This is a genomic window from Cryptosporangium minutisporangium, assembly GCF_039536245.1.
GTDB classification, from domain to species: Bacteria; Actinomycetota; Actinomycetes; order Mycobacteriales; family Cryptosporangiaceae; genus Cryptosporangium; species Cryptosporangium minutisporangium.
In genome coordinates, this window is the sequence record NZ_BAAAYN010000017.1 from 189,805 (window position 1) to 215,295 (window position 25,491).

Sequence of the window (25,491 nt, forward strand, 5' to 3'; positions counted from 1 at the left end):
CCTCCTCGAGTCAGCAGTTGCCCCAGGCTATGAATGCGGTACCCACTCCCACGACGGCGATCCCGGCCAATGGCAGGTGTCCGTCTCGGTCACATCTGACCAGGCGCGGCGTCGACTCGGACTCCGAACGTCGTGAACGCGGCCTGGGACGGCAGTCGGTAGGCCTCGCGGCCGGTCAGCGCGTTCAGGATCGCGGCGGCCCGGTAGGCCCCGAGGCCGAGGTCGGGCGTTCCGACGCCGTGCGTGTGCAGCTCCGCGTTCTGGACGTAGAGACCGCCGGTCACCGCGGGATCCAGCGCGACCCGGTAGTCGGCGTCGATCCGGAAGCGGCCCCGGACGTCCCGCCGGATCGAGTCCTCCAGCGGCGCCAAGCAGAGCGGCTGCCGGGCGGCGTAGCCGGTGGCCGCGACCACGCGGTCCGTCCGCACGGTGATCTCACGGCCCTGGAGCACTTCCCGGCACTCCAGCGTGATCCCGTCCGGACCTCGGGACGCGCCCACCACCTCGATGTTCGGCGACATGGTCAGCGGCACCGTGCCGCCGGCCACCGTCCGCTCGTACAGCTCGGTGTGGATCGCGTCGATCGTGTCGGCGTCGATGGCCTTGTACAGCTGCCACTGCGCGGGGACCAGCGCGTCCCGGACGCCCTCCGACAGGCCACGGAAGTACCGGGTGTAATCGGGCGTGAAGTGTTCCAGGCCGAGCTTGGAGTACTCCATCGGCGCGAACGCCGGTGCCTTGGTCAGCCAGCGCAGCCGGTACCCGGCCTCCCGCTGACCGCGCAGCAGGTCGAGCAGCACCTCCGCACCCGACTGCCCGGACCCGAGGATCGTGATGTCCTGCGCTCCGCGCAGTGACTCCTGCCGGTCGAGGTACTCCGCCGAGTGGAACACCTCCTTACCGAGCAACGGACGCAGCGGCGCGGGCACCGCCGGTTCGGTGCCGATCCCCACCACGGCGTTGCGCGCCCTCACCACGGACACCCGGGCCGTGTGCAGGTCACACACCTCGGCGACGAACAGCTCCGCCTCGGCGTCCCAGGAGACCGACTCGACGCGCTGACCGAACCGGCAGGAGGGCAGCGACTCGGCCACCCAGCGCAGGTAGTCGTCGTACTCGGTGCGCGGGACGTGGAAGCGCTCGGCGAAGTAGAACGGGAACAGCCGGTCGCGCTCCCGCAGGTAGGACAGGAAGGACCAGCGGCTCGTCGGGTCGACCAGCGTCACCAGGTCAGCCAGGAACGGCACCTGGAGAGTCGCTCCCTCGAGCAGCATCCCGGGGTGCCAGGAGAACCCGGGCCGACCGTCGAAGAAGACCGTCGAGAGACCGGGCAGCGGCTCGACGAGCGCCGCCAGCGACAGGTTGAAGGGCCCGATCCCGATGCCGAGGACGTCGTACGGCTCGCTCACGTGCGTACCTCCCAGAGGGGATTGGGGATCCGGACGTAGACCGACTGGGTCTCCACCGGACCGACGAGCTCGTCCAGCCCGGCGACCCGGGTCAGCAGGTTCGCCTTGCACGGCACTTCCGGCTCGTCCAGCAGAGCGCGGACGAATCCGTAGCGGCGCGTCTCCAGCGCCGCCACAGCGGCACGCAGCAGCAGGACCTCGTCGGCGAGGCCTGCTGAACCGATCGCACCGATCAGACCCAGCAGGTTGTTCACCCCGACGTAGTACGCGACGCGCTCGTCGATGACGTCGTCGGGATTGGTCGCGTCGCTCGCCGCACCGAGCCCCGGCACCAGTGCGCGCAGGCTCCCGGCGCGGGAAGGCGACAGGTAGTAGCCCTGGTTGTCGCGGTACCAGCCGCCGACCGGCCAGCCCGCCGGGTCGAGCGTCACCAGCGTGTTCTGCTGATGCGCCTCCAACCCGAGTCCGTGGACGCCGTGCAGCCAGGCGACCGGCGCGATCACTTCGTCGACGTACCGCCGTAGCCACTCCACGGCCACCGCCGCGACCGGACGCCCTCCGGCCCTGCGCCCCCCGCCCGCCCGCCCGTGAGCGGAATCAGAAGAGCTTCCGCGGGCCAGCTGCTCGATCAGCACGGCCAGCCCGGACCGGGAGTCGGCCAGGTCCGGACGCTCGGCAACCAGGCCGGCCACGCACACCACCCGGGCGTCCGGACCGAACGGGTTGTCGCGCAGGCTGACCGCGAGCGCCACCTGCCCGGTCGGGTCCTCGGTGGGCAGCGGAACCGCGGCCCAGGCCGGGTCGCCCAGGATGCGGAACCGCGGGTGCGCGGCGGCGAGCAGCTCGCCCAGACCGGCTTCGACCAGCCGGTACATCTCCGCTCCGCGGATCAGTTCCGGCACCAGGTGTTCCCGCCGCGAATTCGTGATCCGGACGCCGAGCGAGAACTTCAGCATCCGCGGAGCGTCCGCCCGGTACAGCGTCCGCACCGACGACGTGGCCGCCCAGGCGGGGCCACCCGGCCCGAGGTCGCACAGCCGCCCATCGCTGATCAGGTCTTGCACGTCGGCGCGGCCGAGCAGCGATCTGGCCTGCCAGAAGTGAGCGGGGACCAGGACCGTGCCGGAGGGCGCACGCAGACCGCGAGGCGCCAGCGCTGCCAGCTGGTCGAGGGCGCTCGTCCCGGTCGCGGAGCCGTGACGCACCAACGCGCGGTCGACCGCGAACCAGTGCAGGGGCGCCGCGCCGCGCAGCTCCGGTGCCGCGCCGAGCTCGTCCACGTCGGACAGGCCGGGGCGGCTCTTCGGCGTCGGGTGCAGCGGATGACCTGATACCAGGGCCTGTTCGCCGACGAGGAACGGCGCGATCGGGTCGCCGTTCGGCGTGGCAGCGCGAGCCCGCAGGTAACGGTCGAGCCGACGCGTGGAGTCGATCACCTGCTCGACGAGGTCGGCCGGCGAGCCGTGGGAGTTGGCCTCGGTGGCCAGCAGCGCGGCGAGCACGGTGGCGTCCAGCGTCCTCCCGGACCGGAACCGAGCCGGTCCGAAGCGGTGCCATCCGGTGGCCGACCAGTAGCGCACCTCGGCCATGATCCGGACGCCGGTGGCGTGCAGCGAGATCTCCAGGGTGGCGCCCCGCGCGGGTACCGGGACTCGCGCCTCGCGCACCCAGCAGCGCAGCAGTGCCTGCACCGCGAGCGCGTTGGCGGCCCCGTCCAGCCCGGTTGCGCCCGTTCGCGGCGTACCGGTGGTGCGGCTCCGATCGGACGCGCCGCCGAGCAGCCGGTTCAGGATGTTGGGTTCGGTCATGTCGCGTCCTCGCCCGGTTCGGTGTCCGCGGCCGCAGTCCCCGCGGCGACGACGTCGGCGACCAGGCCGTCCACGTCGGCCTCGGTGGTGTTCGGGTTGAGGAGCGTGAGCTTCAACCACACCCGGCCGTCGATCTCGGTGCGGCCGACCACCGCTCTCCCTGTAGCGAGCAACGTCCGACGGAGCCGGGCGTTCACCTCATCCGGGCTGCCAGAGCCGCTCGGGCTGCCGGAGCCGCCGCGGAAGCGGAACACGACCGTGGTGAGCACCGGTGGCTGGTATAGCTCGAGCGTCGGCTCGGCGGTGATCGTCCGCGCGGCGTGTGTCGCCAGCGCCGCGCACCGGTCCACCAGCGCGCCGAGGCCCGCCCGGCCGAGGGCTCGCAGGGTCACCGCGATCTTCAGCGCGTCGGGGCGGCGAGTGGTGCGCAGCGACCGGCCGAGCAGGCTGGTGTAACCGGCGTCCTCGTCGTCGGCCGGGTTGAGGTACTCGGCTCTCCTGGCCAGCGCGGCGAGGTTCGTCGCGGCTCGGGTGAGGAAGACCCCGGCGGCGACCGGCTGCCAGCCGAGCTTGTGCAGGTCGAGCCCGATCGAGTCGGCGCGGGACAATCCCGCCAGCAGCGGCGCGAGGGCGCTCGAGAAGAGAGCGCCGCCACCGTAGGCCGCGTCGACGTGGAGCCAGGTGCGATGTTTCGCGGCGACGTCGGCGATCGCCGGAAGCGGGTCGATCGCGCCGAGGTCAGTGGTGCCTGCGGTCGCGACGACCGCGATCGGGAGCTCGCCGGCTTCCTCGGCCCGGGTCAGCGCTTCGTCAAGGGCTTCCGGGTCGAGGCGGTGGTCACGGCCGGTGCGGACCGGCACCACGGCGTCCTCGCCGAATCCGAGCAGTCCGGCCGCGCGGTGTACGGAGAAGTGGGTGACGGCGGAGGCGAAGATCCGGTAACGGCCGAGTGGCACGCCTTCCCGGACCGCGCTGGTGCCGGTACGGGCGCGGACCGCGTGCTCGCGGGCGAGCAGGAGGCCGAGCAGGTTCGACTCCGAGCCGCCGGTGGTGACGACGCCGTCCGCGGTCGGGGGGTAGCCCGCGAGGTCAGCCAGGTCGGCGACGACCGCGGGCTCCAGCGTCGTGCTGATCGGCGCCTGGTCCCAGGAGTCCAGGGACGGGTTGAGCGCGGACGCCGCCAGGTCGGCGGCGACCGCAACGGCGAGCGGCGGGCAGTGCAGGTGGGCGGCGCAGCGCGGGTCGGCCGGGTCGACCGAGCCGGCGGCGAACAGCCGCACGAGTTCCGTCAGCGCCGCCACCGCCCCAACGCCGTCGGCAGGCGCGAGACCGCCGGCAGGCGCAGCACCGCCGGCAGGCGCAGCGATCGCGGTTCGCCACGCCTCGTCGAGGGCCGCGGGGCGGCCGACCGGGGCGGGACCGCCGCGGTCTCGGGCGCCCGCGGCGAGCGCGGCGAGTACCGGGGCGAGCAGGCGCGCCAGCGCCTCAGCACCCGCCACCCCGCCGCTGAGCGCGGTGGTGACGCGATTTGACGCCGAATCGGCCTCCACGGTGCCCGTGGAAGCCGATTCGGCGTGAATCCGCGGGTCAGAGGCGTTCGAAGCCACGCTGACGCTCCCAGTCGGTGGTCGTGGCGGCGAACGCGGCGAGCTCGGCGTCCGCGGCGGCCGCGAGGTGTTCGACGACCTCGCTCCCGAACGCGCCCCTCGCCACCGCGCTCTCTCGCCAGCGCCGGGCGGCGGCCTCCAGCGTCCGGGGCAGCGGATCGCCGTCCCCACCGGGTGGCGGCAGCAGCAACTCGTGCTCCACCCCGTACAGCCCGGACGCCACGATCCCCGCCACGACCAGGTACGGGTTCGCGTCTCCGCCGGCGATCCGGTGTTCGAACCGCAGTGACGATCCTGCGCCGACGACCCGCAGCGCCCTGGTGCGGTCGTCCCTGCCCCATGCCGCGGAGGTCGGCGCGAACGCGTCCGGAGACAGTCGCTTGTAGGCATTGATCGTGGGCGCGCACAGCAGCGTGAACGCGGGCGCACACGCGAGGACGCCGGCCAGGAAGTGCTCCGCGAACGACGTCAGCGCTCCGTCGTCGTCGAAGACCGGGCGGTCGGTGGAGTCCCGCAGGGACAGGTGCACGTGGCAGGAGTTGCCCTCGCCCTCGTCGAACTTGGGCATGAACGTGAGCGCCTGCCCAGCCGCCTCCGCGATCTGCTTGGCGCCGGTCTTGTAGAAGACGTGGGCGTCGCAGGCGGCCATCGCCTCCGCGTAGCGGAACACGATCTCGTACTGACCGGGGTGGACCTCTCCGCGCGCCGATTCGATGCGTAGCCCGGCCCCGGCCATGCCGCGGAGCAACCGGCCGACGAGATCGTCGAGCTCGCCGAGTCCGGTGAGCGCGTAATCGGAGTTGTACCGGGACGCCGTACGCAACCCGCGGTAGTTCCCGGCGAACGCCTCGCGGTACGACTCGGTGAAGACCAGGAACTCCAGCTCGGTACCGACCAGCGCGGTCAGCCCGCGATCGGCCAGGCGGTCGAGCTGGGTGCGGAGGATCTGCCGCGGCGCGACCGGCAGCGGGGTGCGGTCGACCGGGTCGACCGGATCGGCCAGCACCAGGACGGTTCGGTCCCGCCACGGCAGCGGACGCGCGGTGCGCAGGTCCGGGAGCAGGAGGACGTCGCCGTAGTGGCCGGCGTATCCGGCGGCGGGCTGCATCTCGACGTCCGCCGAGAGCAGGTAGTCGCAGGCACCGTACCCAGCAGCGGCGACCTCCTCGCGGAAGAAGTCGCCGGCGAGCCGGGTGCCCTGCAGTCGCCCGTAGAGGTCCGGCAGCGCGAGCACCACCTCCGCGGCCTCCGCCACCGCCGAGGCCGTATCCACGGCGGGCGACGCGGCGGGGACCTCGCCGGCGGGGGAGGACGGAGCCGGTGCGGCGGCGCTCGCGCCGTTGGCGGTCGCGGTCACCGGCCCGCTCCGTCAGCGGGCATCCCGTCAGCAGGCCCGTCAGCCGGTGCCGCCGCCTCGCGGACGAGCGGGTTCGGGACTGTGCCGTGGACGATCTCGAACTCCTCCTTCTCCGCCCGGTCGTGGAAGCCACCGCCGGTGAGCTGCTCCCGATTGAGGCAGATCCGCTCCACCTCGGCCGCGGTCAGTCCGTACGCCGCGTGCCGCTCGGCCAGCTCGGGGAACCTGTCCCGGTACGCGTCCACCTCGGCCCGCACCAGAGTCCAGAACTCCGGCTCGGCCACCCCGAGTTGCGTCTCCGCGATCACCGCCAGCGGTCGGAACACTCCGGCGAACACCGCGGTGATGATCGAGTGCGCCAACTCCCCCTCCGACCAGCGCGGCAACAGCCGGTCGGCCTCCCGGGGCAACCCCGGGTACTCGCGCCCGGGCAGCAGGTTCACGTCCTCGGCGAAGTCTTTGAGCATGGTCCGGACCGGAACGTCGTCCGGGCCGAACACCACGACGGTGTTCTCGCCGTGCGGGCAGAACGCCAGGTCGTGAGCGTGCAGCGCGTGCAGTGGGGCGGCCAGCACCACCGCGAGCAGCGTCCGCAGCCACTCGCGGGGGGCGAGCGGGGACCGAGCCGCCAACTCCGCGGCCAGCGCGCGCCCGTCCGAGCCGACGACCAGCATCGACGCCAACGACCGCGCCTTGTCCCCGGCGCGCAGGTATGTCTGCACCGGCTCTCGCCAGACCGCCGCGAGCAACTCGTGGTAGCGGTACGGCGCATCCGGGATCCGGTCGAACAGCGGATGCCGTACCGCCACCGACGCGACCTCTCCCAGGAGATCCACGTGCGTGGCGAGGAACGGGTCGGCAGCCTGCATCGAGTGCAGCCAGGCCGAGACGGCAGGCGCGCCCGCGGTCGGCTCGGCCGGGAGTCCACGCCAGACGAGCGTGTTCCGGATCAACAGCGGCACCTTGACGTTGCGCTTCTCCGGATGGTCGACGTTGACCAACGTGCGCACCGACGCCAGAGCCCGGTACCGGTCCGGCGCCTCGCCCAGGACGACGATCCGCCCGTCAGCCAGGTACGGAGCGAACAGCGTGCGGACACAGGCGTCCAGGTGGAACGGGTGGACCGGGAGCCACACGTACCCGGCAGGCGCCTTCGCGGCGAACGCCCGGGTGGTCTCCGCGTCCAATTCGCCGTCGAGTGTGACGCCGTGTGCGCTGGCCAGCGACGGGTGGACCGCGATCCAGGTCAGCCGGAGCGTCCGGCCGGCCTCCGGTGCGTACGCCTCGGCATCGGACGCGGTGAACCCGAGCCGCCCCTTGTTGAGCACCATCGCGGGGTGGCCACCCTGCGCGGACTCCAGTTCGACGTAGTCCGCGTCGGCGAGCACCTTCGCGGTCGGCAGGTTGCGTCGCAGCAAAGCGTCCGCGGACCAGGTGGCGACCAGCTCGCGCAGCGCCTCAGCGGTGGTGGGGCCGTCCAGACCGAGCGTGGCCCGCGCATCGACCAAGAACTCCATCGGGTCGGCTGCGGGTCGGCCGTTGCGGAGCACCGACTCCGGGGCGATGCGCCAACTCTCGAACCCGCCGCGGGTGGCCGTGAACGTGTACTCGACGCCGTCGCCGAGCGTCACCCGGTAGTTCCCGCCGCCCAGCGTCTCGGGCCGGAGCATGTCCTCGTAGGACAGCTCGGCGAGGGCGCGGACGAGCAGCGCGTGCCCGGCGTCCCGCCACGCGGTGTCCTCTTCGACGGACGGTTCGCCCAGTCGCGGCGCAGGCAAGGCACTCGTGGTCGAGCCCGGGGTAGGAGCTGTCGAGGACGTCATCGGCGGCCTTCTCCAGTCGCTGCTGTCGTATCTTCGGTGCGTCCGGGGGTCCTGCAGCGTCGCAGGTCAACGGATGTGACGGGCACCGCGGTGCCCTTCCCTACCCTCCCTCGGACAGGCCCGGACCTGGCAAGGGACGTTCGTCGGCGAACTACGGTCAGGCAGCGGCTCGAAGCGCGTCGGCGAGCCGATCGAGCACCGCGTCGGCCTGTGCTGGGGTGATGATCAGCGGCGGAAGCAGACGCAGCACCGCGTCGTGCCGACCACCCAACTCAACGAGCAAACCACGGCGCAGGCACTCCGCCCGCACGCGTCCGGCCAGCTTGGACGCTGCGGGCCGGGCGCCCAGATGGTCGGCGTCGACGTCCACGTCGATCAACTCCACGCCCAGCATCAAGCCCCGGCCACGGACGTCGCCGATCGCCGGGTGCTCGGCGGCGAGCGATCGCAGCCCACCGAGCAGCCGCGCCCCGACCGCCTCGGCGTGCGCGGGCAGGTCGTTCTCGCGCACGTACCGAAGGGTCGCTGCTCCGGCGGCCATCGCCAGCGTGGTGCCGCGGAACGTACCGGCATGTGCGCCCGGCGCCCAGACGTCGAGGTCGTCGCGGTAGAGGACGACCGCGAGCGGCAGACCGCCGCCGATCGCCTTGGACGCCACCAGGACGTCCGGAACTACTCCGGCATGTTCGTGCGCCCACATCGTCCCGGTCCGGCCCACGCCGGTCTGCACTTCATCAACGACCAGGGGGACGCCGTGGCGGCGCGTGACCGCCCGCATCCGGCGCAGCCAGTCGTCGGGGGCGGGGATCACGCCGCCCTCACCCTGCACCGGCTCCAGCAGCATCGCCGCCGGTGGCAGGATGCCGCTGCTCGGGTCGTCGAGCAGCCGCTCCACGTAGGACGCCGCCGCGTTCGCGCCGAGGTCGCCGCCGAGGCCGAGCGGGCAGCGGTACGGGTAGGGGTAGGGCAGCCGGGTGACGTCCAGGCTCGGGCCGGCGAGCGGCGTCCGCGCGGCGATCCCGCCGGACGCGGTGAGCGCGGCGAGCGTCATGCCGTGGTAGGCGCCGGTGAACGCGGCGACACCACCGCGTCCGGTCGCGGTCTGGGTGAGCTTGATCGCGGCCTCGATCGCGTCGGTGCCGGCCGGTCCGCAGAACTGCACCTTCGCCCGGTCGACGAACGGCGTCGGCAACGTCGCGAACAGCTCGTCCACGAACTCGTCCTTCTCCGGCGTCGCCAGGTCGAGCGTGTGGAGCGGACGCTCGGCGTCCATCGTGCGGCGGATCGCGTCGACGACGACCGGGTGGTTGTGCCCCAGCGCCAGCGTGCCCGCACCGGACAGGCAGTCCAGGTACGTTCGCCCGTCCGCCCCGTGGATCGTCATACCCTCGGCCCGCACCGGGACGATCGGGAAGTGTCTCGCGTACGTGCGGGCGGCCGACTCGCGAGCGTCCTGCCGAGCGAGAATCGTGGAGCTGTCGACCCTGCTGAGCACGGTCATCTCAGGGCATCCCCGGGGTCGGATCGCAGCGCAGGCCACGATGGACAGTTAGTAAGGCGAGCCTAACCTCATCGAAAGTCGGCCAAGTCGTCAACTCGGCTCGCCGGACGCGGCCGAGGCGCTTGCCCGTCCGGACGAATCAGCGCCGTTCTCCATGCCGGCGGCTGACCGAGGAACGCCGGCATCGCGAACTCGAAACCGTAGGCACCGGCGTTCGGGAAGATCAGCAGGTCACCTGCGCGGACCGAGTCGACGGTGACGTCTCGCGCCAGCACGTCCTCCGGGGTGCACAGCTCGCCGGAGGCCGTCACCACCGCCCGTTCGGCCGCGGGACGGGGCAATCCGACCGGCCAGTCGTCGACCGGCAACACGGCGAAATTGTGACGTATCTCCCACGATGTCGGAAGTTGGAAGTGGTTGATACCGCCACGGACGATAACGAACACCTCACCGTAGGAACGCTTGACGTCGACCACCTCGGTCGCGTACCAACCCACCGGACCGGCCATCCAGCGACCGGGTTCCAGGATCAACTCGACGTCCTCCGGCAACCGCATCGCGGCGAGCGCGGCGCCGAACGCCTCGACGTCGAACTCCGGCCCCGGCTCGAACGGAATACCCAGTCCGCCGCCGACGTCGATCGTCCGCAGCCGGAGGCCGTGCTCGTCCGCGGTGCGGACCGCCCACTCCACGGCACCGCGCACGTAGTCCACATGCAGGTCCGCGTCCATGTTCCCGCTCACCGCATGCAGGTGGAACCCCAAGAATCGGACGCCGGGCAGCGAGCCGAGCGCCCGGATGGCGGCCGGGATTTCGGCTTCCGGGATGCCGAACGGGCTGGGCAGGCCGCCCATCGTCAGGCCGGTGGCGCGGGAGATCTCGACCGGGGATCTCAGTGGGTTGACGCGCAACGCGACGGGCACCTCGCGGCCCGGCGCGTGCCGTCCCGCGGCGACGGCGGCCCGGGAGAGGCGGTGCAGTTCGAGCACGCTTTCGACGTTGACCGCGACCGCATCGTCCGGAAGGTCGGGGCCGACGAGGCCGGCGAGCATCGTCGGGTTCTTGGCCGGGCCGCTGACCACCAGCCGCGGCGGGACACCCGCCTTCGCGGCGGCCGCCGACGCGAGTCGCGCCTCGGCGACCGACGCGACCTCGAAGCCGTGCACGACCTCGGCGAGGGCACCGAGCAGCGGCGCGAACGAGTTCGCCTTGACCGCGTAGCAGACCTTCACCTGCGGGGGCAGTGCCCGGACCAGCCGGGCGGCGCGCTCCTGGGCCGCCGACAGGTCGTACAGATAACCGCCGACCGGCTCGCCGGATCCGCGCGACGCCAGCGCCGCCGCGCGGACGGCGGTGGGTACCGCCTCGACCGGCAGCGCGCTGGCGCCCTCGAACGACCGAGGCAGTTCCACCGTGTTCCTCTCGTCTGCGTGCGGGCGCCTGCGCCCCGACGGCAGGCTACGCGAAAGACGACAGTTCGGACGTCCCGCGTCCGGTACGGCCCGCAGAGCGAGCGTTGGTGAGTCAGGATGGTGGAGTGAGCACGAGTAACGCCGCCGCGCCACGGTGCGGTGCGGCGACGCGATCCGGGCGGCCCTGCCAGAACCGTGTGCCCGAGCCGGGTGAGCGCTGCCGTGTACACGCGGGGCAACCGGCGCTCGAAGTGACCCCCGAGCCGTCCGAGAAGGCCGCACCGCACTCCGAAAAGGCGGGTTCACGCGCCCGGAAGAGCACCCGCGGCCGGAAGTCGACACCCGTTCACGGCCGGGCGCGCAACAGCGCGCCGAAGACCCCGCCGCCGCCCCGCGGCGCCCGCCCCCGGAAAGCGACGCCCCCGCCCCCGGCCGGGCCCACCGAGGCTCCGATCCCGGAGACCGACGCCCCAACTCCGCAGCCCGACGCCGACGCGAGCCCAGCCGCCGCCGCGCTGTCGGCGACCGGCGACCCCGGCACCCCGGACACGGCCACTCCAGAACCCGGCACGGCAGAACCCAGCGCCTCGGAAGCCGGGGCTGGGGAAGCCGGAGAGCCGGGGAGCGCTCAGCCGGGCGCCGGGAAGGCCCAGCCCGAGCCGGAGCCCGAGGTGCGGGACCCGCGGCTGGACCGGGCCGCGCAGCGGTGCGCCCCCGCGCTCGCGAACGGGGCGATGGAAGCAGTGGACGCGCTAGCCGTGCCCTACCTCGGCGAAGCCGGCTGGGGGCAACTCCGGGACTCGTGGCGCCGGGAGAACTGCGCGCTGGTCGCGAAGGTCGCCAGGCAAGCCCTCGAATCGCCCGCCCGCCTCCACGACGCCGCGGGCAAGCTGGCCGCCCAGGTCTGGATCTGGCTCGGGCGGCCTTGGCTCGAGCAGATGATGGTGCGGGAGGTCGTCAAGCGCCTGCCGGTCCTCGGCGAGAGCCAGGTCAGGCCGGTGGCGCGTGTGGTTCAGCTCGCGGGAATTCGCCTGTGCCACTCCCACGACGGCGATCTGACGCACTGCCCGTGCTTCGCGGACCTGGTCGAGCACGAGGGCGAACGCCGCCCCCGCCAACTCCTCGACGCGGCCCCCAAAGGCTGGGACGCCCTCGCCCGCCTCCGCTGAGCGGTATCCGGCCCGCCGGCGAACGGTTCGCCTAACACTCGTCGTAGGAACCGTTCTCGAGCAGGTACGAGTCCTTCACCCAGCCGCGGACGTTCTGTGTCCGGTTGTAGAGGTAGGTCCAGGTACCGCTGGTGTCGTTGGACGCATAGCAGATGTAGGTCAGGTCGTCGTCCCGGTCGCCGGTGGACTTGACGTCACAGGAGAAGCCAGGCCCCTTGTACATCGTCACGTTGTCCTGGACGAACCCACCATCGGTGCGTCCTCCTGGGCCACGCGCGTGATTGCATCTGTCCGCGGCCGCCACCGTCTCCGGGACAACTACCGCTCCCAGTGCACCGGCGAGCGCGAACGCACTGATCAGCGCTCCGGTCCGGGTTCCTCGATCACCCATGATTCGACTCCTCATTACGAGTTTCACTAACGCGAATCAGGGTAATCCATATTATTTGCGCAAATTGCCCCAGAAAAGTGAGGATTACTCCGGTCTCTCGGATGCCCGCGCCAGGACGTCGGCCACGGCGGTGGGGGCGCGGCCCAGGAGTGCGGTGATCACTCGCGGGTTTCCTACCAGCCCGTGCTCGTCGTAGTACGCGAACATGGCGCCCAACGCGTCCCGGGCGTAGCCCCGCAGCGGCGTGTCCAGGTACCACTCGTTGATGTTCTGACGCTCGGCCCGCACCCCGAGCAGCACGGCGGCGTCCGCCACGGACAGCAGCTCCGGTCCCGCCAGCTGGTACGACGCGTACGAGTGCCCGGGCTCCGTCAGCACGGAAGCAGCCACCGCCGCCACGTCCAGCAGGTCGACGAACGCGAACCGGGCGTCGACGGAGTACGGCACCCGCAGCACAGCGTCGGCGGGAACCCGCAGGTTCTGGGCGTAGGCGCACGGCTGGAGCACCGTCCAGTCCAGATCGGACGCGAGCAGCGCCTCCTCCACCCGCGCCTTGGCCCAGTGGTGCGGCATGGCCTCGACGGACGGATGCAGCACCGAGTGGTAGACCACCCGCGGTACCCCGGCAGCCAGGACGTTCGCCACCAACGACGGCTCGTCGGGGTGCACGTTCGGCGCGATCACGTACGCCGCCGAGGCTCCGGAGAGCGCGGCGGCCACTTGCGAAGCGTCCGCCAGATCGGCAGTGACGGTCTCGGTCGCACCTAGATCAGCCACCGCGCTGGTCGATCCAGGCCGACCAGGGCGCACCAGCGCCCTGGTCGGCACGCCCAGCTCCGCCAGCGCGGCCAGGACGGCGCGACCGGTCTTCCCGGCCGCGCCCGTCACCGCGATGGTCACAGCACGTCCACGTCCGCGTGGGTGCGACCGCCGGCCAGCGCCGGGAAGCCCGGACCGCGGTCGAAGAACGCCTCCGACCCGGACGCCCGGGAGGCCCGCAGCTCGTCGGAGGCCGCCACGTCGATCGAGCCGTCGGAGGCAACCACGACCCCGTAATCGGACAGCGCACCGGCCGCCGAGATCTTGCCCCAGGCCAGGTCCTGGGCGACCTCGTCGTAGGGCCGCTCCAGCGGGTTGCCCCAGCCGCCACCACCGGTCGTCCGAATCCGGATCACCTCACCGGCCCGGACCGGCTCCGCGTCGGCCAGCGCGTCCACGACCCGCTCGTTCGGGCCACCCGGGTCGATCACGACCTCGAACGGACGCCCGGCCTTGCCGCCGCGCACACCCCAGCAGGCGAGCAACGAGCGATCGGCGATGGACATGAACGACGCGTCCCGCAACATCCGAATGTGCTTCTCGTACCCCAGGCCACCGCGGTAACGGCCGGCGCCACCGCTGTCCACCGCGAGGCCGAGCGACTCGACCACGAACGGCCACCGCGCCTCGGCGAACTCCACCGGGATGTTCCGCGAGTCCGGGACGACGTGGATCGTGTCCTCGCCGTCGGCGTAGTACCGGCCGCCGGAGCCGCCGCCGAGCACCTCACGCATGAGGTACGGCTGGCCCTCGGCATCGGTGCCGTAGACCCCCGTGTAGCGGATCGTCTCCTGGTCGGCCGGCATCTTCCCGTCCACCGCCTTCGCGACGACGCCGGCCAGCACTCCCAGCAGGCGCAGGATGACGAACGTCCGCGCGTTCGTCGGTGCCGGGAAGATCGGCGTCAGTAGTGTCCCCGGCGGCGGGAACTTCATCTCGATCAGCGGGACGACACCCTCGTTGACGTCGAGCTCGGCCATCCGCTCCGGGGAGTCGGCGAGGTTGCGCAGGATCGGCGCCAGCCACTTCGCCAGGAAGTTGCCGTCCGAGTAGTTCGCACAGTGGTTGATCGGGCCCTTGGCCTGCGGCGACGTCCCGGTGAAGTCGAGGATCAGCCGCCCGTCGGTCACGCCGTCGCCGGCCGAGACCTTCGTCAGAGTGATCCGCTGGGCGTGCAGCTTCGGCTCGTCGACGCCGTCGTGCTCGGCGTAGTCCTCCCAGACGTAGGTGCCGTCCGGGATCTTGGAGAGCAGCTCCTGCTGGAACACCCGGGTGGTGTTCGCGAGGATCGTGTCGAAGCAGGCCTCGACGGTCTCGCGTCCGTAGCGGGCGAACAGCTCCCCCAGCCGACGCGCGCCCATCAAGCAGGCAGAGCACTCGGCGTCCAGGTCGGCCGCGAGCGAGTCGGGCATCCGCGAGTTGCGGGTCATGATCTTCAGCGCGGCCTCGTTCGGCACGCCCGCGTCCCAGAGCCGGATCGGCGGGACCATCAGGCCCTCTTCGAAGACGCTCGTCGCCGCCGACGGCATCGAGCCGGGCACGGCGCCGCCGATGTCGTCGTGGTGCCCGAACGCCTGCACGAACGCGACGACCTCGTCGTCGTGGAAGACCGGAACCGTGACGCAGAGGTCCGGCAGGTGCCCGATCCCGCCCTCGGACAGGTAGACGTCGTTGTGGAAGAAGACGTCCCCTGGCCTCATCGTCGAAAGCGGGTAGTCCCGGGCGACCGGCTGCACCAGCGCGGAGTACGACCGGCCGGTGAGCTTGCGCAGCTTCCGGTCGTGGATGCCGGCGCGGAAGTCGTGCGCGTCGCGGATCATCGGCGAGCGGGCGGTGCGGCCGATCGCCGTCTCCACCTCCAGCTCGATCGCGGCGAGCGTTCCTTCCACGATTTCGAGGACGATCGCCGTCTCCACCTCCAGCTCGATCGCGGCGAGCGTTCCTTCCACGATTTCGAGGACGATCGCCGTCTCCACCTCCAGCTCGATCGCGGCGAGCGTTCCTTCCACGATTTCGAGGACGATCGGGTCGACAGCCGGGCCGGTCACGCGGCGGCCTCCTTCGTGATGATCAGGTTGCCGAAGCGGTCGATCTCCGCCGTGAAGCCGGGGTGGAGCGGCACCGTCGAGCCGTACTCCTCCACGATCGCCGGGCCGGTGATCGTGTTGCCCGGCCGCAGGTCCGGACGCCAGTAGATCGGCGTCTCCCGGTACCCCTCACCGGCGTCGAAGCAGACCTCTCGCGTTCCGGTCGGCGCGGGCGCCGGGCCGGGCGTCAGCTCGACCAGCTCCGGACGCCGGATCGGCCCGACGCCGGTGACCCGCAGGTTCACCCACTCCACCTGCTGCTCGGGCTTGTCCCGGAAGCTGTAGCCGTAGGTCTGTTCGTGCGCATCGTGGAACGCGTCCCTGGCCGCGTCGAGATCGAGGCCCTCGACCGGAACCCGCACCTCGAACGCCTGACCGTAGTAGCGCAGGTCGGCGGTGCGCAGGTACCGCTGCTCGTCGCGGGAGAACCCTTCGCCGTCCAGGGCGGCCGCCGCCTGCGACTCCAGCGCGGCGTACGCGTCGGCCACCCGGGAGACGTCGAGCGCCTCGTGCCTGGAGACCAGCGTCTGCACGTAGTCGTTCTTCACGTCGACGGTCAGCAGGCCGAACGCCGAGAGGTTGCCCGGATCGCGCGGCACCAGCACCGACGCGCACCCGAGGATGTCGACCAGCCGGCAGAGCAGCAGCGAGCCGGAGCCGCCGAACGTCACCAGCGTGAAGTCACGGACGTCCAGGCCGCGCTTCACCGTCACCTGTCGGAGCGCGTTGGCCTGGTTCCACGCGGAGATCTCCAGCACGCCGGCCGCGACCGCGGGCAGGTCCAGCCCGAGCGCGTCACCGAGCTCCTGAAGCCCCTTACGGGCGGCCTCGACGTCGAGCGGGACCTCGCCGCCGAGCAGGTGCGGAGGGATCCGGCCGAGGACGACGTGCGCGTCGGTGACGGTGGGCTCGGTGCCGCCGCGGCCGTAACAGAGCGGCCCGGGGTCGGCGCCGGCCGAGCGGGGGCCGACCTTGAGCGTGCCCTCCCGGGAGAGCCAGGCTACCGAGCCACCACCGGCGCCGACGGTCACGACGTCGATCATCGGGATCTTGGACGGGTACGCGCCGACGGTGCCTTCGGTGGTCAGCGTCGGCTCGCCGTCGAGCACGACGCTGACGTCGGTGGACGTGCCCCCACCGTCACACGTGAGCACCTTGTCGAACCCGGCGGCGCCGGCGACCAGCGCAGCGCCGAGCGCGCCCGCCGCCGGGCCGGACAGCACGGTGGTGATCGGCTGGTGCACGACCTCCTCGGCCGAGAGCACCCCGCCGTTGGACTTCATCACGTAGAACGGGACGCCGTCCGGCAGGCGCTCCGCGATACCGCGAACGTACGCACCGACCCGGGGCTTGACCGCGGCGTCGACCAGTGTCGTCATCGCGCGCTCGTACTCGCGGTACTCCCGGAGCACGTCGCTGGAGAGCGATACCACCGCACCCGGGTGCTCCTCGGCGAGGATGTCGCGCATCTTCCGCTCGTGAGAGGCGTCCGCGTAGGCGTGCAGGAAGCAGACGCCGAGCGTGTCGACGCCCTCGGCGCGGAACCACCGCGCAACCTCACGCGCCTGGCCCTCGTCGAACGGGCGGATCTCCGCGCCGGTGTGGTCGAGGCGACCACCGACGGTTTTCACCAGGTCAGCGGGGACGATGCGCGGCGGCTTGACCCAGAAGTACGAGTTGCCGTAGCCGTCCGGGACGCTCTGCCTGGCGATCTCCAGCAGGAAGCCGAAGCCTTCGGTGGTGATGAAGCCCAGTCGACCGACCTTGCCCTCGAGCAGCTGGTTCGTGGCGACGGTGGTCCCGTGCACGAACGCGGTCACCTCGGCGTCCTCGCCGATCAACGAGAGCACCTTCCGGACGCCGTCGAGGAAACCCTCGGCGGGGTCCGACGGGGTGGACGGGGTCTTCGTGGTGACGAGCCGACCGGTCTCCTCGTCGATCGCGACCACATCGGTGAACGTGCCGCCGGTGTCGATCCCGATCCGCAGACGTCGCGCCATCCGCCCTCCCTGAACTGTGATGGAGGCCACCTTGCAGAGGCCATGCTCTGCTGCGGCCCGCCCAGACGCCGACCGGCGGCGTTGGAGGCCTGTCCGGATACAACAGCGGTATCCGGACAGGCCTTCGCCTTACCGGACCGACGTCTGGGTGGGGCCTCGCGAGAGCGAGGCCACTGCAAGGTGGCCTTCCCGAATTCAACGGGCAAGATCCGCCAGGTTCGTCGTCAAGTCTTGCCGAGAAGGGCTGGGCAACCGTCGTCAACGCGCGGCCTCGAAAAAATCTTCGAAGGCGATGTCCGAACCCGGGGACACCAGACGACGCACTAAGTGACGACCGCTTTCGAGCCGAGGAGAACGACGATGAAGTTCCTGCAGATGGTGAAGTCCCGCGAGAACCAGGGCAATCCGCCGCAGGCGCTGTTCGACGCGATGGGCAAGTACATGGAGGAGTTCGCCGCTACCGGCCGACTGGTGTCGACCGGAGGGCTGCTGCCGACGTCGGCGGGCGCCACCGTGCGGGCCTCGGGCGGGCAGATCATCGTGTCGGACGGGCCGTTCGCGGAGGCCACCGAGGTCATCGGCGGGTACGCGATCGTCGAGTACGACTCGCTCGAGGACGCGGTCGCCGGCGCGAAGGACTTCATCCAACTGCACGTCGACCACTGGCCGGGGTGGGAGGGCGAGTCCGAGATCCGCCAGATCGCCGACTTCTGACGCCGTCGGTCCAGGCCCGAGCCAGTCCGGTGAGGGTGGGCGCGTCTTGTCGGGGGACGCGCCGCCCTGCTCTGATCGGGAGCCGTGGGCTCCGACGACATCGTGGCGAGGATCTGGCGCGAGCAATCGTCCCGAGTGGTGGGCGCACTGCTGCGGATGACCCACGATCTCGACCTGGCCGAGGACCTCGCGGCCGACGCGCTGGTGGCCGCGCTGGAGCAGTGGCCGGACGCCGGGGTGCCCGACAACCCGGGCGCCTGGCTGATGTCTGTGGCCAAGCGCCGTGCCGTCGACCACTTCCGCCGGGCGGACCGGTTCCAGCAGCTCGCGGCGCAGATCGGCCGGACCACCCTCGGCCGAGACAGCGAGGAGACCGTCGTGCCGGACTTCGACGCCGCGGTCGACCACATCGAAGACGACGTGCTGCGGCTGATGCTCGTCACGTGCCACCCCGCCCTCACCACCGAGTCCCAGATCGCGCTGACGCTCCGGCTGCTCGGCGGACTCACCACGAAAGAGATCGGCCGCGCGTTCCTGGTGCCGGAACCGACCGTGGTTCGTCGGATCACCCGGGCCAAGCGGACGCTGGCCGAGGCGGGCATCGAGCTCGACAGCCTCGACCGCACGGAGCAAATGCGCCGGCTGCCCGCGGTCCTGCAGGTGATCTACCTGATCTTCACCGAGGGTTACTCGGCGACGGCCGGTGACGACTGGATGCGTCCGGCGCTCTGCGACGAAGCCATCCGGCTCGCCGGGCTGGTCGTCGGCATCGTGCCCAGGGAGCCGGAGCCGCAGGCGCTACTCGCGTTGATGTACCTCCAGGCTTCGCGGCTACCGGCGCGCACCGACCCGGGCGGCGCTCCGGTGCTCCTCGCCGATCAGGACCGCAGCCGCTGGAACCAGCTGGCGATCCGCCGCGGCTCGGACGCGCTGGACGCCTGCCGCCGCGCCGGTGGTGCGCACGGCGTCTACGCGTTGCAGGCGGCGATCGCGGCCGAACATGCGACCGCGCCGAGCGCCGAGGCCACCGATTGGACGAAGATCGCGGGCTTCTACGACGAGCTGGCCCTGGCTACCCCCTCGCCGGTCGTCCGGCTCAACCGGGCCGTCGCGCACGGCATGGCCGACGGACCGGCGGCCGGGCTACGTCTGGTGGACGAGCTGGCGGGCGAACCCGCGCTGCGGGAGTACCACCTGCTGCCGAGCGTCCGGGGTGACCTGCTCGCCAAGCTCGGGCGGCGTGAGGAGGCCAGGGCGGAGTTCGAGCGGGCGGCCGGGCTGGCCCGCAACGCCCGGGAGCGCGCGTTCCTGCTGGAACGGGCGGCGGCTGCCGAGTAGCTGACGCCCGGCCGCTACTGCGCGGCCGCCGCGAGGGCCGCGAGCGTAGGGCCGAGCGGTGCGTCGACGCGGACACACGCGTGGTCGTCGCCGCGCGTCGGGCCCTGGTTGACGATCGCCACCGGCGTCCCGGCCTTCGCCGCCTGCACCACGAACCGCCGCCCGGAGTACACGGTCAACGAGCTCCCCAGCACGAGCAGGAGCCCAGCGCGGTCCACGGTCGCCTGACAGTCGGCGACCCGGTCCTTCGGCACGCTCTCCCCGAAGAACACGACGTCCGGCTTGAGGACGCCGCCGCAGTTGATGCAGTCGACGACGGCGAACCCGTCGAGCTGCTCCTCCGGCAGGTCGACGTCACCGTCGGGGTTCACCGTGGTCGGGTCGACGGGAGTTCCGAAGCCCGGGTTGGCCGCGCGGAGCCGATCGTCCAGCTCGATGCGGTCGCTCAGCTCGCCACAGTCCAGGCAGACGACCCGGTCGAGCGAGCCGTGCAGCTCGACGACGTCCCGCGCCCCGCCGGCCTGATGCAGCCCGTCGACGTTCTGGGTGATCACCCGCTCGACCAGCCCGCACGATTCGAGCTGCGCGACCGCGCGGTGGCCGTCGTTCGGGGCAGCGGCGGAGATCATCCGCCAACCGAGGAAGCTCCGGGCCCAGTACCGGCGGCGCGCGATCTGGTCGCGGGTGAACGCCTGGTAGGTCATCGGAGTGTGGTTGCGCTGGAACGCGCCGGACGGACCGCGGTAATCCGGGATCCCCGACTCGGTGGAGATCCCGGCCCCGCTGAGCACGACGACGTCGCCGGATCGCACCAGCGACGTCAACTCTCCGAGGGCGGCTTCCGCGAGCGTGAGCGTCACCCAACCATCGTGCCTCAGCCCGCCGGAACCCGCCTACGACGTGGGCTCGGCCAGGAGGAACCAGCGGTGGCCGGCCGGGTCGACGACCACTCCGGCCCGGCCGTACGGTCCGGGGACGACGGCTCGCTCCAGCATGGCTCCCGCGGCGACGGCGCGCTCCGCCACGGCGTCCACGTCGTCGTCGGAGGCGAACGACAGGTGCAGCGTGACGCTGACGCCGCCGAGGCTCGACGGCGCGCGCAGGTTCATCTCCGGGAACTCCTCGGCGAGGAAGAGCCGGGTGGTGCCGATACGCAGCGTCGCGTGGCCGAGCTTGCCGTCCGGCATGATGACCGGCTCGTCGACGAGTTCGGCACCGAACGCCTCGGTGTAGAACGCGATGGCCCGGCGGCCGTCGGGCACCGAGAGGTACGGGGTGAACTCCTGGATCGGGATCGGGGTGTTCATCAGGGCCTCCTCGGCCTCGTCGAACGCGGACTGCAGAACGTCGTCGAGCGCATCGGCCGGGCGGAGTTCGACCGGACGCCCGTGGCGGAGCGGTAGCGGCCGACCCAGGGCCTCCTCCAGACGGGCCCGCAGCGCGGCGGCGAAATCCGGGTCCGGCGCCTCGCGCGGGTCCGGGTCGCGAAGAGCGTCCAGCGGATCAGTCATCGCTGCTGCCCTCCTCGTACGCGCTCCGGAACGCGGCCCGCGCCCGCACGATCAGGGCCTCGGTCGCGTGCAGGGTCCGGCCCAGTAGCCGGGCCACCTCCGGCACCGGCAGATCGTCGACGTACCGCAACGTGAGCGCAGCACGGTGATGCGGCCCGAGCCGCTCGAGAACACCCCGGGCCCGCAGGACGTCGAGCTGGGCGTCCCACGGATCGTCCTGCTCGGGTGGTGGCTCGACGAGACGCAGGGAGCGCTGCTCACGCGCCTCGCGTCGCCAGTGGTCGACCAGCTTGTTCCTGGCGACGGTCACCAGCCAGCCCGGAGTCAGATCGCGGCCGCTCCGCACCGCGACGACCGCTGCGAGGAACGTCTCGGCGGTGAGGTCCTCGGCCAGCGTCGCGCTCCCGCATCGGGACCGCAGGTATCCGTAGACGTCGGGCAGCACCCGGTCGTACAGCGCCAGCAGCGCGGCGCTGCGGTCGGTGTACTCCGGTTCGCTGCTCACACCTGTTCATCGACCGGCGACTCACTTCTCCGACGGTCGATCGCGCATTCGGTGTTCCAGCGGTCGGCGAGAAGCTGGAGTTCGGCGTCCCGGCCGGTCAGCATCATCGTCCACATCCGCGCGTCGGCCCGGACGAACCAGAGCTGTTGGTCGAGGCTGAGCTCCTGGGGCGGGGTGAAGACCGTGTTGTGCTCGACCAGCCGGTGCGCGGCGGCGGCCGCGGCGTACCGGATCGCCGGCAGCAGCGCGATCGCGGCCGCGGACCGACGTTTCCGCAGCGCCAGGCCGGCGACCAGCAAGCCGGCGCCGAATCCGCCGAGATGGGCCCAGCGGGTGGCGGCATCGGCGTGCCGCGCCACGTAGTACGGCCAGAACTGCTCGAAGGTCTCGAAGCGCGGTGCCATGGCGGCCGAGCGTAATCCGCCCGGTCGGCCGGAGGGGCCGCTTGCGGTGTTTCCCGTGGGTGTGAGCGGCCACCGGTGAACGACAGCTGCTGAACTAGTCTCTGCGCATGCCACTTACGGGTGAATACGAGCCGAGTCCGTCCAATTGGGCCCGCCAGCAGGCCGAGAAGTTCGAGGCCAGCAACGGCGCGAAAGCGAACACGCTGCGCGGAGTGCCGATCATCCTGCTCACCTCGGTCGGAGCGAAGACCGGGAAGCTGCGCAAGACGCCGCTGATGCGGGTGGAGCACGAGGGCGAGTACGCCGTCGTCGCGTCGAAGGGCGGCGCTCCGGAGAACCCCGTTTGGTACTACAACCTGGTCAAGAACCCGCACGTCGAGCTCCAGGACGGCGCGGTGAAGAAGGACTACCGGGCGCACGAGGCCACCGGCGACGAGCGCGCGGTCTGGTGGGAGCGGTCGCTGGCGGTGTGGCCCGACTACGCCGAGTACCAGAAGAAGACCGACCGCCAGATCCCGGTCTTCGTGCTCACCCCGATCGAGGACTGACGGCCCCGGCCGTGCCGGGCCGCGCCGGCCCGGCACGGTTCATTCCCGTAGCGACGCGAATGCGTAGTCGGCCGCCGCGACCGCGTCCGGGTAGAGGTCGGACGCCGCCCTGCCCTCGATGAGCTGACGCCAGTTCTCCCGGGCCAGCACGCGTTGAACGGCGACGATCTGCGCGGCGTGCAGAGCGGCCGCCACCGGCACCGGCCCGGGCGACGCCGTCTCCGCCAGCGCTTCGGCCAGTGCAACCTCGTCCGCCTCCGCATACGCGACCACCCGAGCCGCGAGCGCCCGGGTACCGAACACCATGCGGTGGAACGCGAGGACCTCCGGGTGGTCGTTGAGCCCGGTCACCGGATCCCGGCGCGCCAGGCCGTCGACGAAGTGCCGGTGCAGCGCGTCGATCGGCTCGACCACGTCACCGCGCTCCCGGACGATCCGCGCCGCTTCCCCCTGGTGATCGGCGATCCGGTGCAGCACCAGGTCTTCCTTGCTCGGGAAGTACCGGAACAACGTCGGCTTGGACACCTCGGCGGCCTCGGCGATGTCGGCCACCGAAACGTCGTCGAATCCGCGCTCGAGGAAGAGCGAGATGGCGACCGCCGAGATCGTGTCGTGCGTCCGCCGCCGTTTCCGCTCGCGAAGTCCCGTCGTCACGGCGCCAAATCTGTCACACGCCGAGGCGTTGCACATTTCTTGCCGGTATAGCGGCGAGAAATGTGCAACGCCCGACATCAGCCCGCGAACAGGGTGGCCTGGTCGGTGACGCTTTGGCGGAATGTTCGCGGTGCCGATCCGAGGATGTCGGACAACGTCGGGGAGACGTGCGCGGGCCTACCCATCGTTGCGCCCCAGGCCGCGAGCAGCATGTCCACGACCGGGCCCGGCCAGGTTCCTGCCGTCTCGCGGCGGAACTCGTCGGGCGTGAGCTCCTCGAACCTGATCCGACGTCCCAGGACGTCGCCGATGATGTCCACCTGCTCTGCCTGGCTCAGCGACTCGGGACCAGTCAGGACGTAGTCGCCGCCCGCATGCCCGTCCTCAGACAAGGTGCGCGCTGCGACGGCGGCGACGTCGCGGTCGTCGACGGGCGCCGTCTCAGCAGCGCCGTAGGGCCACCGGACAGGCTCTCCCGCCCGGATGGCGGGCGCCCACCAGGCCAGCGCGTTCGACGCGAACATCCCGGGCCGGATGATCGTCGACTTCAACCCGGCGTCCCCGATCTGCCGCTCGATCTCGGCGTGGAGCGCCGCCGTGGGATTCGGTTGCTGGAAGAACGGGTGCGGGGTTTGGTGCGGCGAGGAGAGGAAGACAACCCGCCGCGGGTGGGCGGCCAGACGTTCGAACACGGCCGGGAGGGTCGCCGGCGGGGCGGTCCAGACGAGGAAGACGGCGCTGACGTCTCGCAGCGCGGCGTCCAGCGATTCGGGCACGGTGAGGTCACCCGTGACGACCTCGACGTTCGGCGGCAGCGTCGCCACCGCCTCGGCGCGACGCGCGAGGGCACGAACCGGCACCCCAGCGTCGCCCAGGAGGTCGACCACCAGGCTCCCGACGCGTCCGGTCGCACCGGTGACGAGCACCGGTCCGTCCACGAGATCCAGTGCCACTTGCGTCCCCTGTTCACTCGACCAATATGTTTCTCGGTTAAATTCGTTACCAAGTTACATGATTGGTGGAGCGTCCGCTGCCGGGAACACCGTGACCGTGGTGGTCTCGGCGACGACGCGGCCTCGGGACACCACCCAGCGTGGTGCGGCGTGCCGTCGCAGCAGGTCCACCATGCGCTCGGCGTCGTGCACGACGAAGTTCGCCGCTGCTCCGTCGGCGAGCCGATGCCCCTCGATACCCAGCACGCGCGCCGCGTCGGTGGTCACCAGATCGAGCAGCTTCTGCTGCGCTGGGCCGGTGCGGAACTCCAGCAGGTGCGCGGCGAGGAACGCCACCTCCCAAAGGTTGTCGCGTCCGAACGGGTAGTAGGCGTCCTCGATGTCGTCCTGTCCGAGCGCCACTGGGATCCCGAGCTGTTGGAAGAGACCGACCGGCAGGTGCAGCGGCCCGGTGTGCGGGTCACTCACGAAACCCAGCCCGGCCCGTGCAGCGAGCCCCGCCAGCCGGAGCAGCGTCGGCTGCGGATAGAGCGCCAAGGCGCGGGCGTGGCAAGCCACTCCGCGGCCGACGAGTCCGCGCTCGATCATCGCGGTGGCCAGCAGCTCCGTGGTGCGGAGACCGGCGTCGCCCGCATCGTCGACGAGCATCGCCACCCGCTTGCCGAGCCGAGCCGCCAGCGCGCAGGCCCACTCGACGTGGCGCGCCGCGTCGGCGTCGGTGTGCTCGATCCACGGGATCCCGCCGACGACGTCGGCGCCGGCCGTCAACGCTTCCTCGCAGAGCTCGGCCGCGCCCGGATCGCGCACGACTCCGTCCTGCGGAAACGCCACGATCCGGACGTCGAGCACGTCGGCGAACTCGGCCCGGGCGGCGTTGACCGCGTGGAGCCCTTCCAGCCCCGCTGCGGTGTCTACGTCGACGAACGCCTGGAGGTGCAGGGTGCCGTGGCGGACCGCCTCGGTGAGTGCTCGCCGGATCTGGGGCAGCGCCTGCTCGCGGCCGTACCCGGTCTTCACGGCGCTGGCGAGCTCGATCGACGTCATCGCGGCGCCCATGTCGCCGCCGGTGTACGCGGCGAGCGCGGTGTCGCCGACCCGGTCGAGCGTGTGCACCTTGTCGAGGTGGAGGTGGCAGTCCACCGCCGACTCGGTGACCAACCGCCCCTCCGCCGCGAGCACGCGCACGCCGCCCGGCAGCGACGCCGTGCCGCCCGCCGGCGCCGGTGCGGCCTCGCCGCGCGGGTGGATGCGTACGCGCCCGTCGGCGACGGCCAGGTCGACGACCCGGCCGTCCCGCAACCGCGCGTCGGTGACCAGGAGTTCCATGGTCTCCTCCGAGTGAACGACGCGGATTTACGTCAAAGCCGCCTCCACGGCGCGCGTGAAGACGGATTTGACGTAAATCCTCGGGGCGAACGCGGTCTGAGCGCTCGGGATGGACGCAGGCCGCGCGCGGATGGACGCGACCTGAGTGTGCGGGC

Annotated in this window: 22 protein-coding genes; 4 read left to right on the forward strand and 18 right to left on the reverse strand. The window is 71.7% G+C overall.

What is annotated here, in order from left to right; translation table 11 throughout:
- Window positions 1-89: 89 nt before the first annotated feature.
- From ABEB28_RS12700 to ABEB28_RS12730, 7 genes are all read right to left on the reverse strand, one after another.
- Window positions 90-1,409, reverse strand: a complete 1,320-nt coding sequence (locus ABEB28_RS12700) for a lysine N(6)-hydroxylase/L-ornithine N(5)-oxygenase family protein (protein ID WP_345728247.1) — start codon at window positions 1,407-1,409, stop codon at window positions 90-92.
- Window positions 1,406-3,217: an IucA/IucC family protein gene (locus ABEB28_RS12705; RefSeq protein WP_345728248.1), complete on the reverse strand. Its 1,812-nt coding sequence runs from the start codon at window positions 3,215-3,217 to the stop codon at window positions 1,406-1,408. The genes ABEB28_RS12700 and ABEB28_RS12705 overlap by 4 nt, the downstream gene beginning before the upstream one ends.
- Entirely contained in the window at window positions 3,214-4,767 is a 1,554-nt protein-coding gene (locus tag ABEB28_RS12710; protein WP_345728249.1) for a pyridoxal phosphate-dependent decarboxylase family protein, read from the reverse strand. Before ABEB28_RS12710 ends, ABEB28_RS12705 begins: the two co-directional genes overlap by 4 nt.
- Window positions 4,768-4,804: 37 nt before the next feature.
- The gene (locus tag ABEB28_RS12715; RefSeq protein ID WP_345728250.1) at window positions 4,805-6,181 is read right to left on the reverse strand and encodes a glutamine synthetase family protein; all 1,377 of its coding nucleotides are present in this window, start codon (window positions 6,179-6,181) and stop codon (window positions 4,805-4,807) included.
- Window positions 6,178-8,004 carry an IucA/IucC family protein gene (locus tag ABEB28_RS12720; protein WP_345728251.1) on the reverse strand — a complete coding sequence of 609 codons (1,827 nt, stop codon included), beginning with the start codon at window positions 8,002-8,004 and terminating at the stop codon, window positions 6,178-6,180. Before ABEB28_RS12720 ends, ABEB28_RS12715 begins: the two co-directional genes overlap by 4 nt.
- Before the next feature lie 157 nt (window positions 8,005-8,161).
- Window positions 8,162-9,505: a diaminobutyrate--2-oxoglutarate transaminase family protein gene (locus tag ABEB28_RS12725; protein WP_345728252.1), complete on the reverse strand. Its 1,344-nt coding sequence runs from the start codon at window positions 9,503-9,505 to the stop codon at window positions 8,162-8,164.
- A gap of 68 nt (window positions 9,506-9,573) precedes the next feature.
- A complete protein-coding gene (locus ABEB28_RS12730; RefSeq protein ID WP_345728253.1) occupies window positions 9,574-10,917 on the reverse strand; it encodes an alanine racemase in 1,344 nt (447 codons plus the stop codon).
- 251 nt (window positions 10,918-11,168) lie between these two features.
- On the opposite strand from ABEB28_RS12730, the gene ABEB28_RS12735 reads away from it, so the two are divergent.
- A complete protein-coding gene (locus tag ABEB28_RS12735) occupies window positions 11,169-12,086 on the forward strand; it encodes a hypothetical protein (RefSeq protein ID WP_345728254.1) in 918 nt (305 codons plus the stop codon).
- A 31-nt stretch (window positions 12,087-12,117) separates the two neighbouring features.
- On the opposite strand, the gene ABEB28_RS12740 is transcribed toward ABEB28_RS12735, so the two are convergent.
- The 4 genes from ABEB28_RS12740 to ABEB28_RS12755 all read right to left on the reverse strand — a co-directional run bounded on the left by ABEB28_RS12740 (window position 12,118) and on the right by ABEB28_RS12755 (window position 17,383).
- Window positions 12,118-12,477: a hypothetical protein gene (locus ABEB28_RS12740; RefSeq protein ID WP_345728255.1), complete on the reverse strand. Its 360-nt coding sequence runs from the start codon at window positions 12,475-12,477 to the stop codon at window positions 12,118-12,120.
- Window positions 12,478-12,561: 84 nt separating this feature from the next.
- The gene (locus ABEB28_RS12745) at window positions 12,562-13,377 is read right to left on the reverse strand and encodes an SDR family oxidoreductase (RefSeq protein WP_345728256.1); all 816 of its coding nucleotides are present in this window, start codon (window positions 13,375-13,377) and stop codon (window positions 12,562-12,564) included.
- Window positions 13,374-15,245 (reverse strand): hydantoinase B/oxoprolinase family protein, encoded by a 1,872-nt coding sequence (locus ABEB28_RS12750; protein WP_425558949.1) that lies wholly within the window; start codon window positions 15,243-15,245, stop codon window positions 13,374-13,376. Before ABEB28_RS12750 ends, ABEB28_RS12745 begins: the two co-directional genes overlap by 4 nt.
- Before the next feature lie 95 nt (window positions 15,246-15,340).
- Window positions 15,341-17,383 carry a hydantoinase/oxoprolinase family protein gene (locus ABEB28_RS12755; protein WP_345728257.1) on the reverse strand — a complete coding sequence of 681 codons (2,043 nt, stop codon included), beginning with the start codon at window positions 17,381-17,383 and terminating at the stop codon, window positions 15,341-15,343.
- A 360-nt stretch (window positions 17,384-17,743) separates the two neighbouring features.
- On the opposite strand from ABEB28_RS12755, the gene ABEB28_RS12760 reads away from it, so the two are divergent.
- Window positions 17,744-18,097 carry a YciI family protein gene (locus tag ABEB28_RS12760; protein ID WP_345728258.1) on the forward strand — a complete coding sequence of 118 codons (354 nt, stop codon included), beginning with the start codon at window positions 17,744-17,746 and terminating at the stop codon, window positions 18,095-18,097.
- Window positions 18,098-18,181: 84 nt separating this feature from the next.
- Window positions 18,182-19,435, forward strand: coding sequence for an RNA polymerase sigma factor (locus ABEB28_RS12765; protein ID WP_345728259.1), 1,254 nt, complete (start codon window positions 18,182-18,184; stop codon window positions 19,433-19,435).
- A gap of 14 nt (window positions 19,436-19,449) precedes the next feature.
- On the opposite strand, the gene ABEB28_RS12770 is transcribed toward ABEB28_RS12765, so the two are convergent.
- From ABEB28_RS12770 to ABEB28_RS12785, 4 genes are read right to left on the reverse strand one after another with little or no spacing between them, the layout of a single operon-like run.
- Window positions 19,450-20,295, reverse strand: a complete 846-nt coding sequence (locus tag ABEB28_RS12770; RefSeq protein ID WP_345728260.1) for an NAD-dependent protein deacetylase — start codon at window positions 20,293-20,295, stop codon at window positions 19,450-19,452.
- A 33-nt stretch (window positions 20,296-20,328) separates the two neighbouring features.
- Window positions 20,329-20,946, reverse strand: coding sequence for a VOC family protein (locus ABEB28_RS12775; RefSeq protein ID WP_345728261.1), 618 nt, complete (start codon window positions 20,944-20,946; stop codon window positions 20,329-20,331).
- Window positions 20,939-21,451, reverse strand: coding sequence for an RNA polymerase sigma factor (locus ABEB28_RS12780; protein ID WP_345728262.1), 513 nt, complete (start codon window positions 21,449-21,451; stop codon window positions 20,939-20,941). The genes ABEB28_RS12775 and ABEB28_RS12780 overlap by 8 nt, the downstream gene beginning before the upstream one ends.
- On the reverse strand, window positions 21,448-21,855 hold the full coding sequence (locus tag ABEB28_RS12785) for an Mpo1-like protein (RefSeq protein ID WP_345728263.1): 408 nt from the start codon (window positions 21,853-21,855) through the stop codon (window positions 21,448-21,450). Before ABEB28_RS12785 ends, ABEB28_RS12780 begins: the two co-directional genes overlap by 4 nt.
- Window positions 21,856-21,962: 107 nt before the next feature.
- Here ABEB28_RS12785 and ABEB28_RS12790 point away from each other — a divergent pair, with 107 nt between their 5' ends.
- Entirely contained in the window at window positions 21,963-22,403 is a 441-nt protein-coding gene (locus ABEB28_RS12790; protein ID WP_345728264.1) for a nitroreductase family deazaflavin-dependent oxidoreductase, read from the forward strand.
- Window positions 22,404-22,442: 39 nt separating this feature from the next.
- Here the strand turns inward: ABEB28_RS12790 and ABEB28_RS12795 are convergent, their stop codons facing one another.
- The 3 genes from ABEB28_RS12795 to ABEB28_RS12805 all read right to left on the reverse strand — a co-directional run bounded on the left by ABEB28_RS12795 (window position 22,443) and on the right by ABEB28_RS12805 (window position 25,336).
- Complete coding sequence (locus ABEB28_RS12795; RefSeq protein ID WP_376980308.1) at window positions 22,443-23,057, reverse strand: TetR family transcriptional regulator; 615 nt, start codon at window positions 23,055-23,057, stop codon at window positions 22,443-22,445.
- A 77-nt stretch (window positions 23,058-23,134) separates the two neighbouring features.
- The gene (locus tag ABEB28_RS12800) at window positions 23,135-24,010 is read right to left on the reverse strand and encodes an NAD(P)H-binding protein (protein WP_376980310.1); all 876 of its coding nucleotides are present in this window, start codon (window positions 24,008-24,010) and stop codon (window positions 23,135-23,137) included.
- 54 nt (window positions 24,011-24,064) lie between these two features.
- On the reverse strand, window positions 24,065-25,336 hold the full coding sequence (locus tag ABEB28_RS12805) for an amidohydrolase family protein (RefSeq protein ID WP_345728266.1): 1,272 nt from the start codon (window positions 25,334-25,336) through the stop codon (window positions 24,065-24,067).
- Window positions 25,337-25,491: the final 155 nt, after the last annotated feature.

What these genes read in the sequence shown, in the direction of transcription:
- ABEB28_RS12705 (WP_345728248.1), bottom strand. Translation starts at nt 3,217, where the DNA reads ATGACCGAACCCAACATCCTGAACCGGCTGCTCGGCGGCGCGTCCGAT.
- ABEB28_RS12720 (WP_345728251.1), bottom strand. Translation starts at nt 8,004, where the DNA reads ATGACGTCCTCGACAGCTCCTACCCCGGGCTCGACCACGAGTGCCTTG.
- ABEB28_RS12725 (WP_345728252.1), bottom strand. Translation starts at nt 9,505, where the DNA reads ATGACCGTGCTCAGCAGGGTCGACAGCTCCACGATTCTCGCTCGGCAG.
- ABEB28_RS12740 (WP_345728255.1), bottom strand. Translation starts at nt 12,477, where the DNA reads ATGGGTGATCGAGGAACCCGGACCGGAGCGCTGATCAGTGCGTTCGCG.
- ABEB28_RS12755 (WP_345728257.1), bottom strand. Translation starts at nt 17,383, where the DNA reads ATGGCGCGACGTCTGCGGATCGGGATCGACACCGGCGGCACGTTCACC.
- ABEB28_RS12760 (WP_345728258.1), top strand. Translation starts at nt 17,744, where the DNA reads ATGAAGTTCCTGCAGATGGTGAAGTCCCGCGAGAACCAGGGCAATCCG.
- ABEB28_RS12775 (WP_345728261.1), bottom strand. Translation starts at nt 20,946, where the DNA reads ATGACTGATCCGCTGGACGCTCTTCGCGACCCGGACCCGCGCGAGGCG.
- ABEB28_RS12785 (WP_345728263.1), bottom strand. Translation starts at nt 21,855, where the DNA reads ATGGCACCGCGCTTCGAGACCTTCGAGCAGTTCTGGCCGTACTACGTG.
- ABEB28_RS12790 (WP_345728264.1), top strand. Translation starts at nt 21,963, where the DNA reads ATGCCACTTACGGGTGAATACGAGCCGAGTCCGTCCAATTGGGCCCGC.
- ABEB28_RS12805 (WP_345728266.1), bottom strand. Translation starts at nt 25,336, where the DNA reads ATGGAACTCCTGGTCACCGACGCGCGGTTGCGGGACGGCCGGGTCGTC.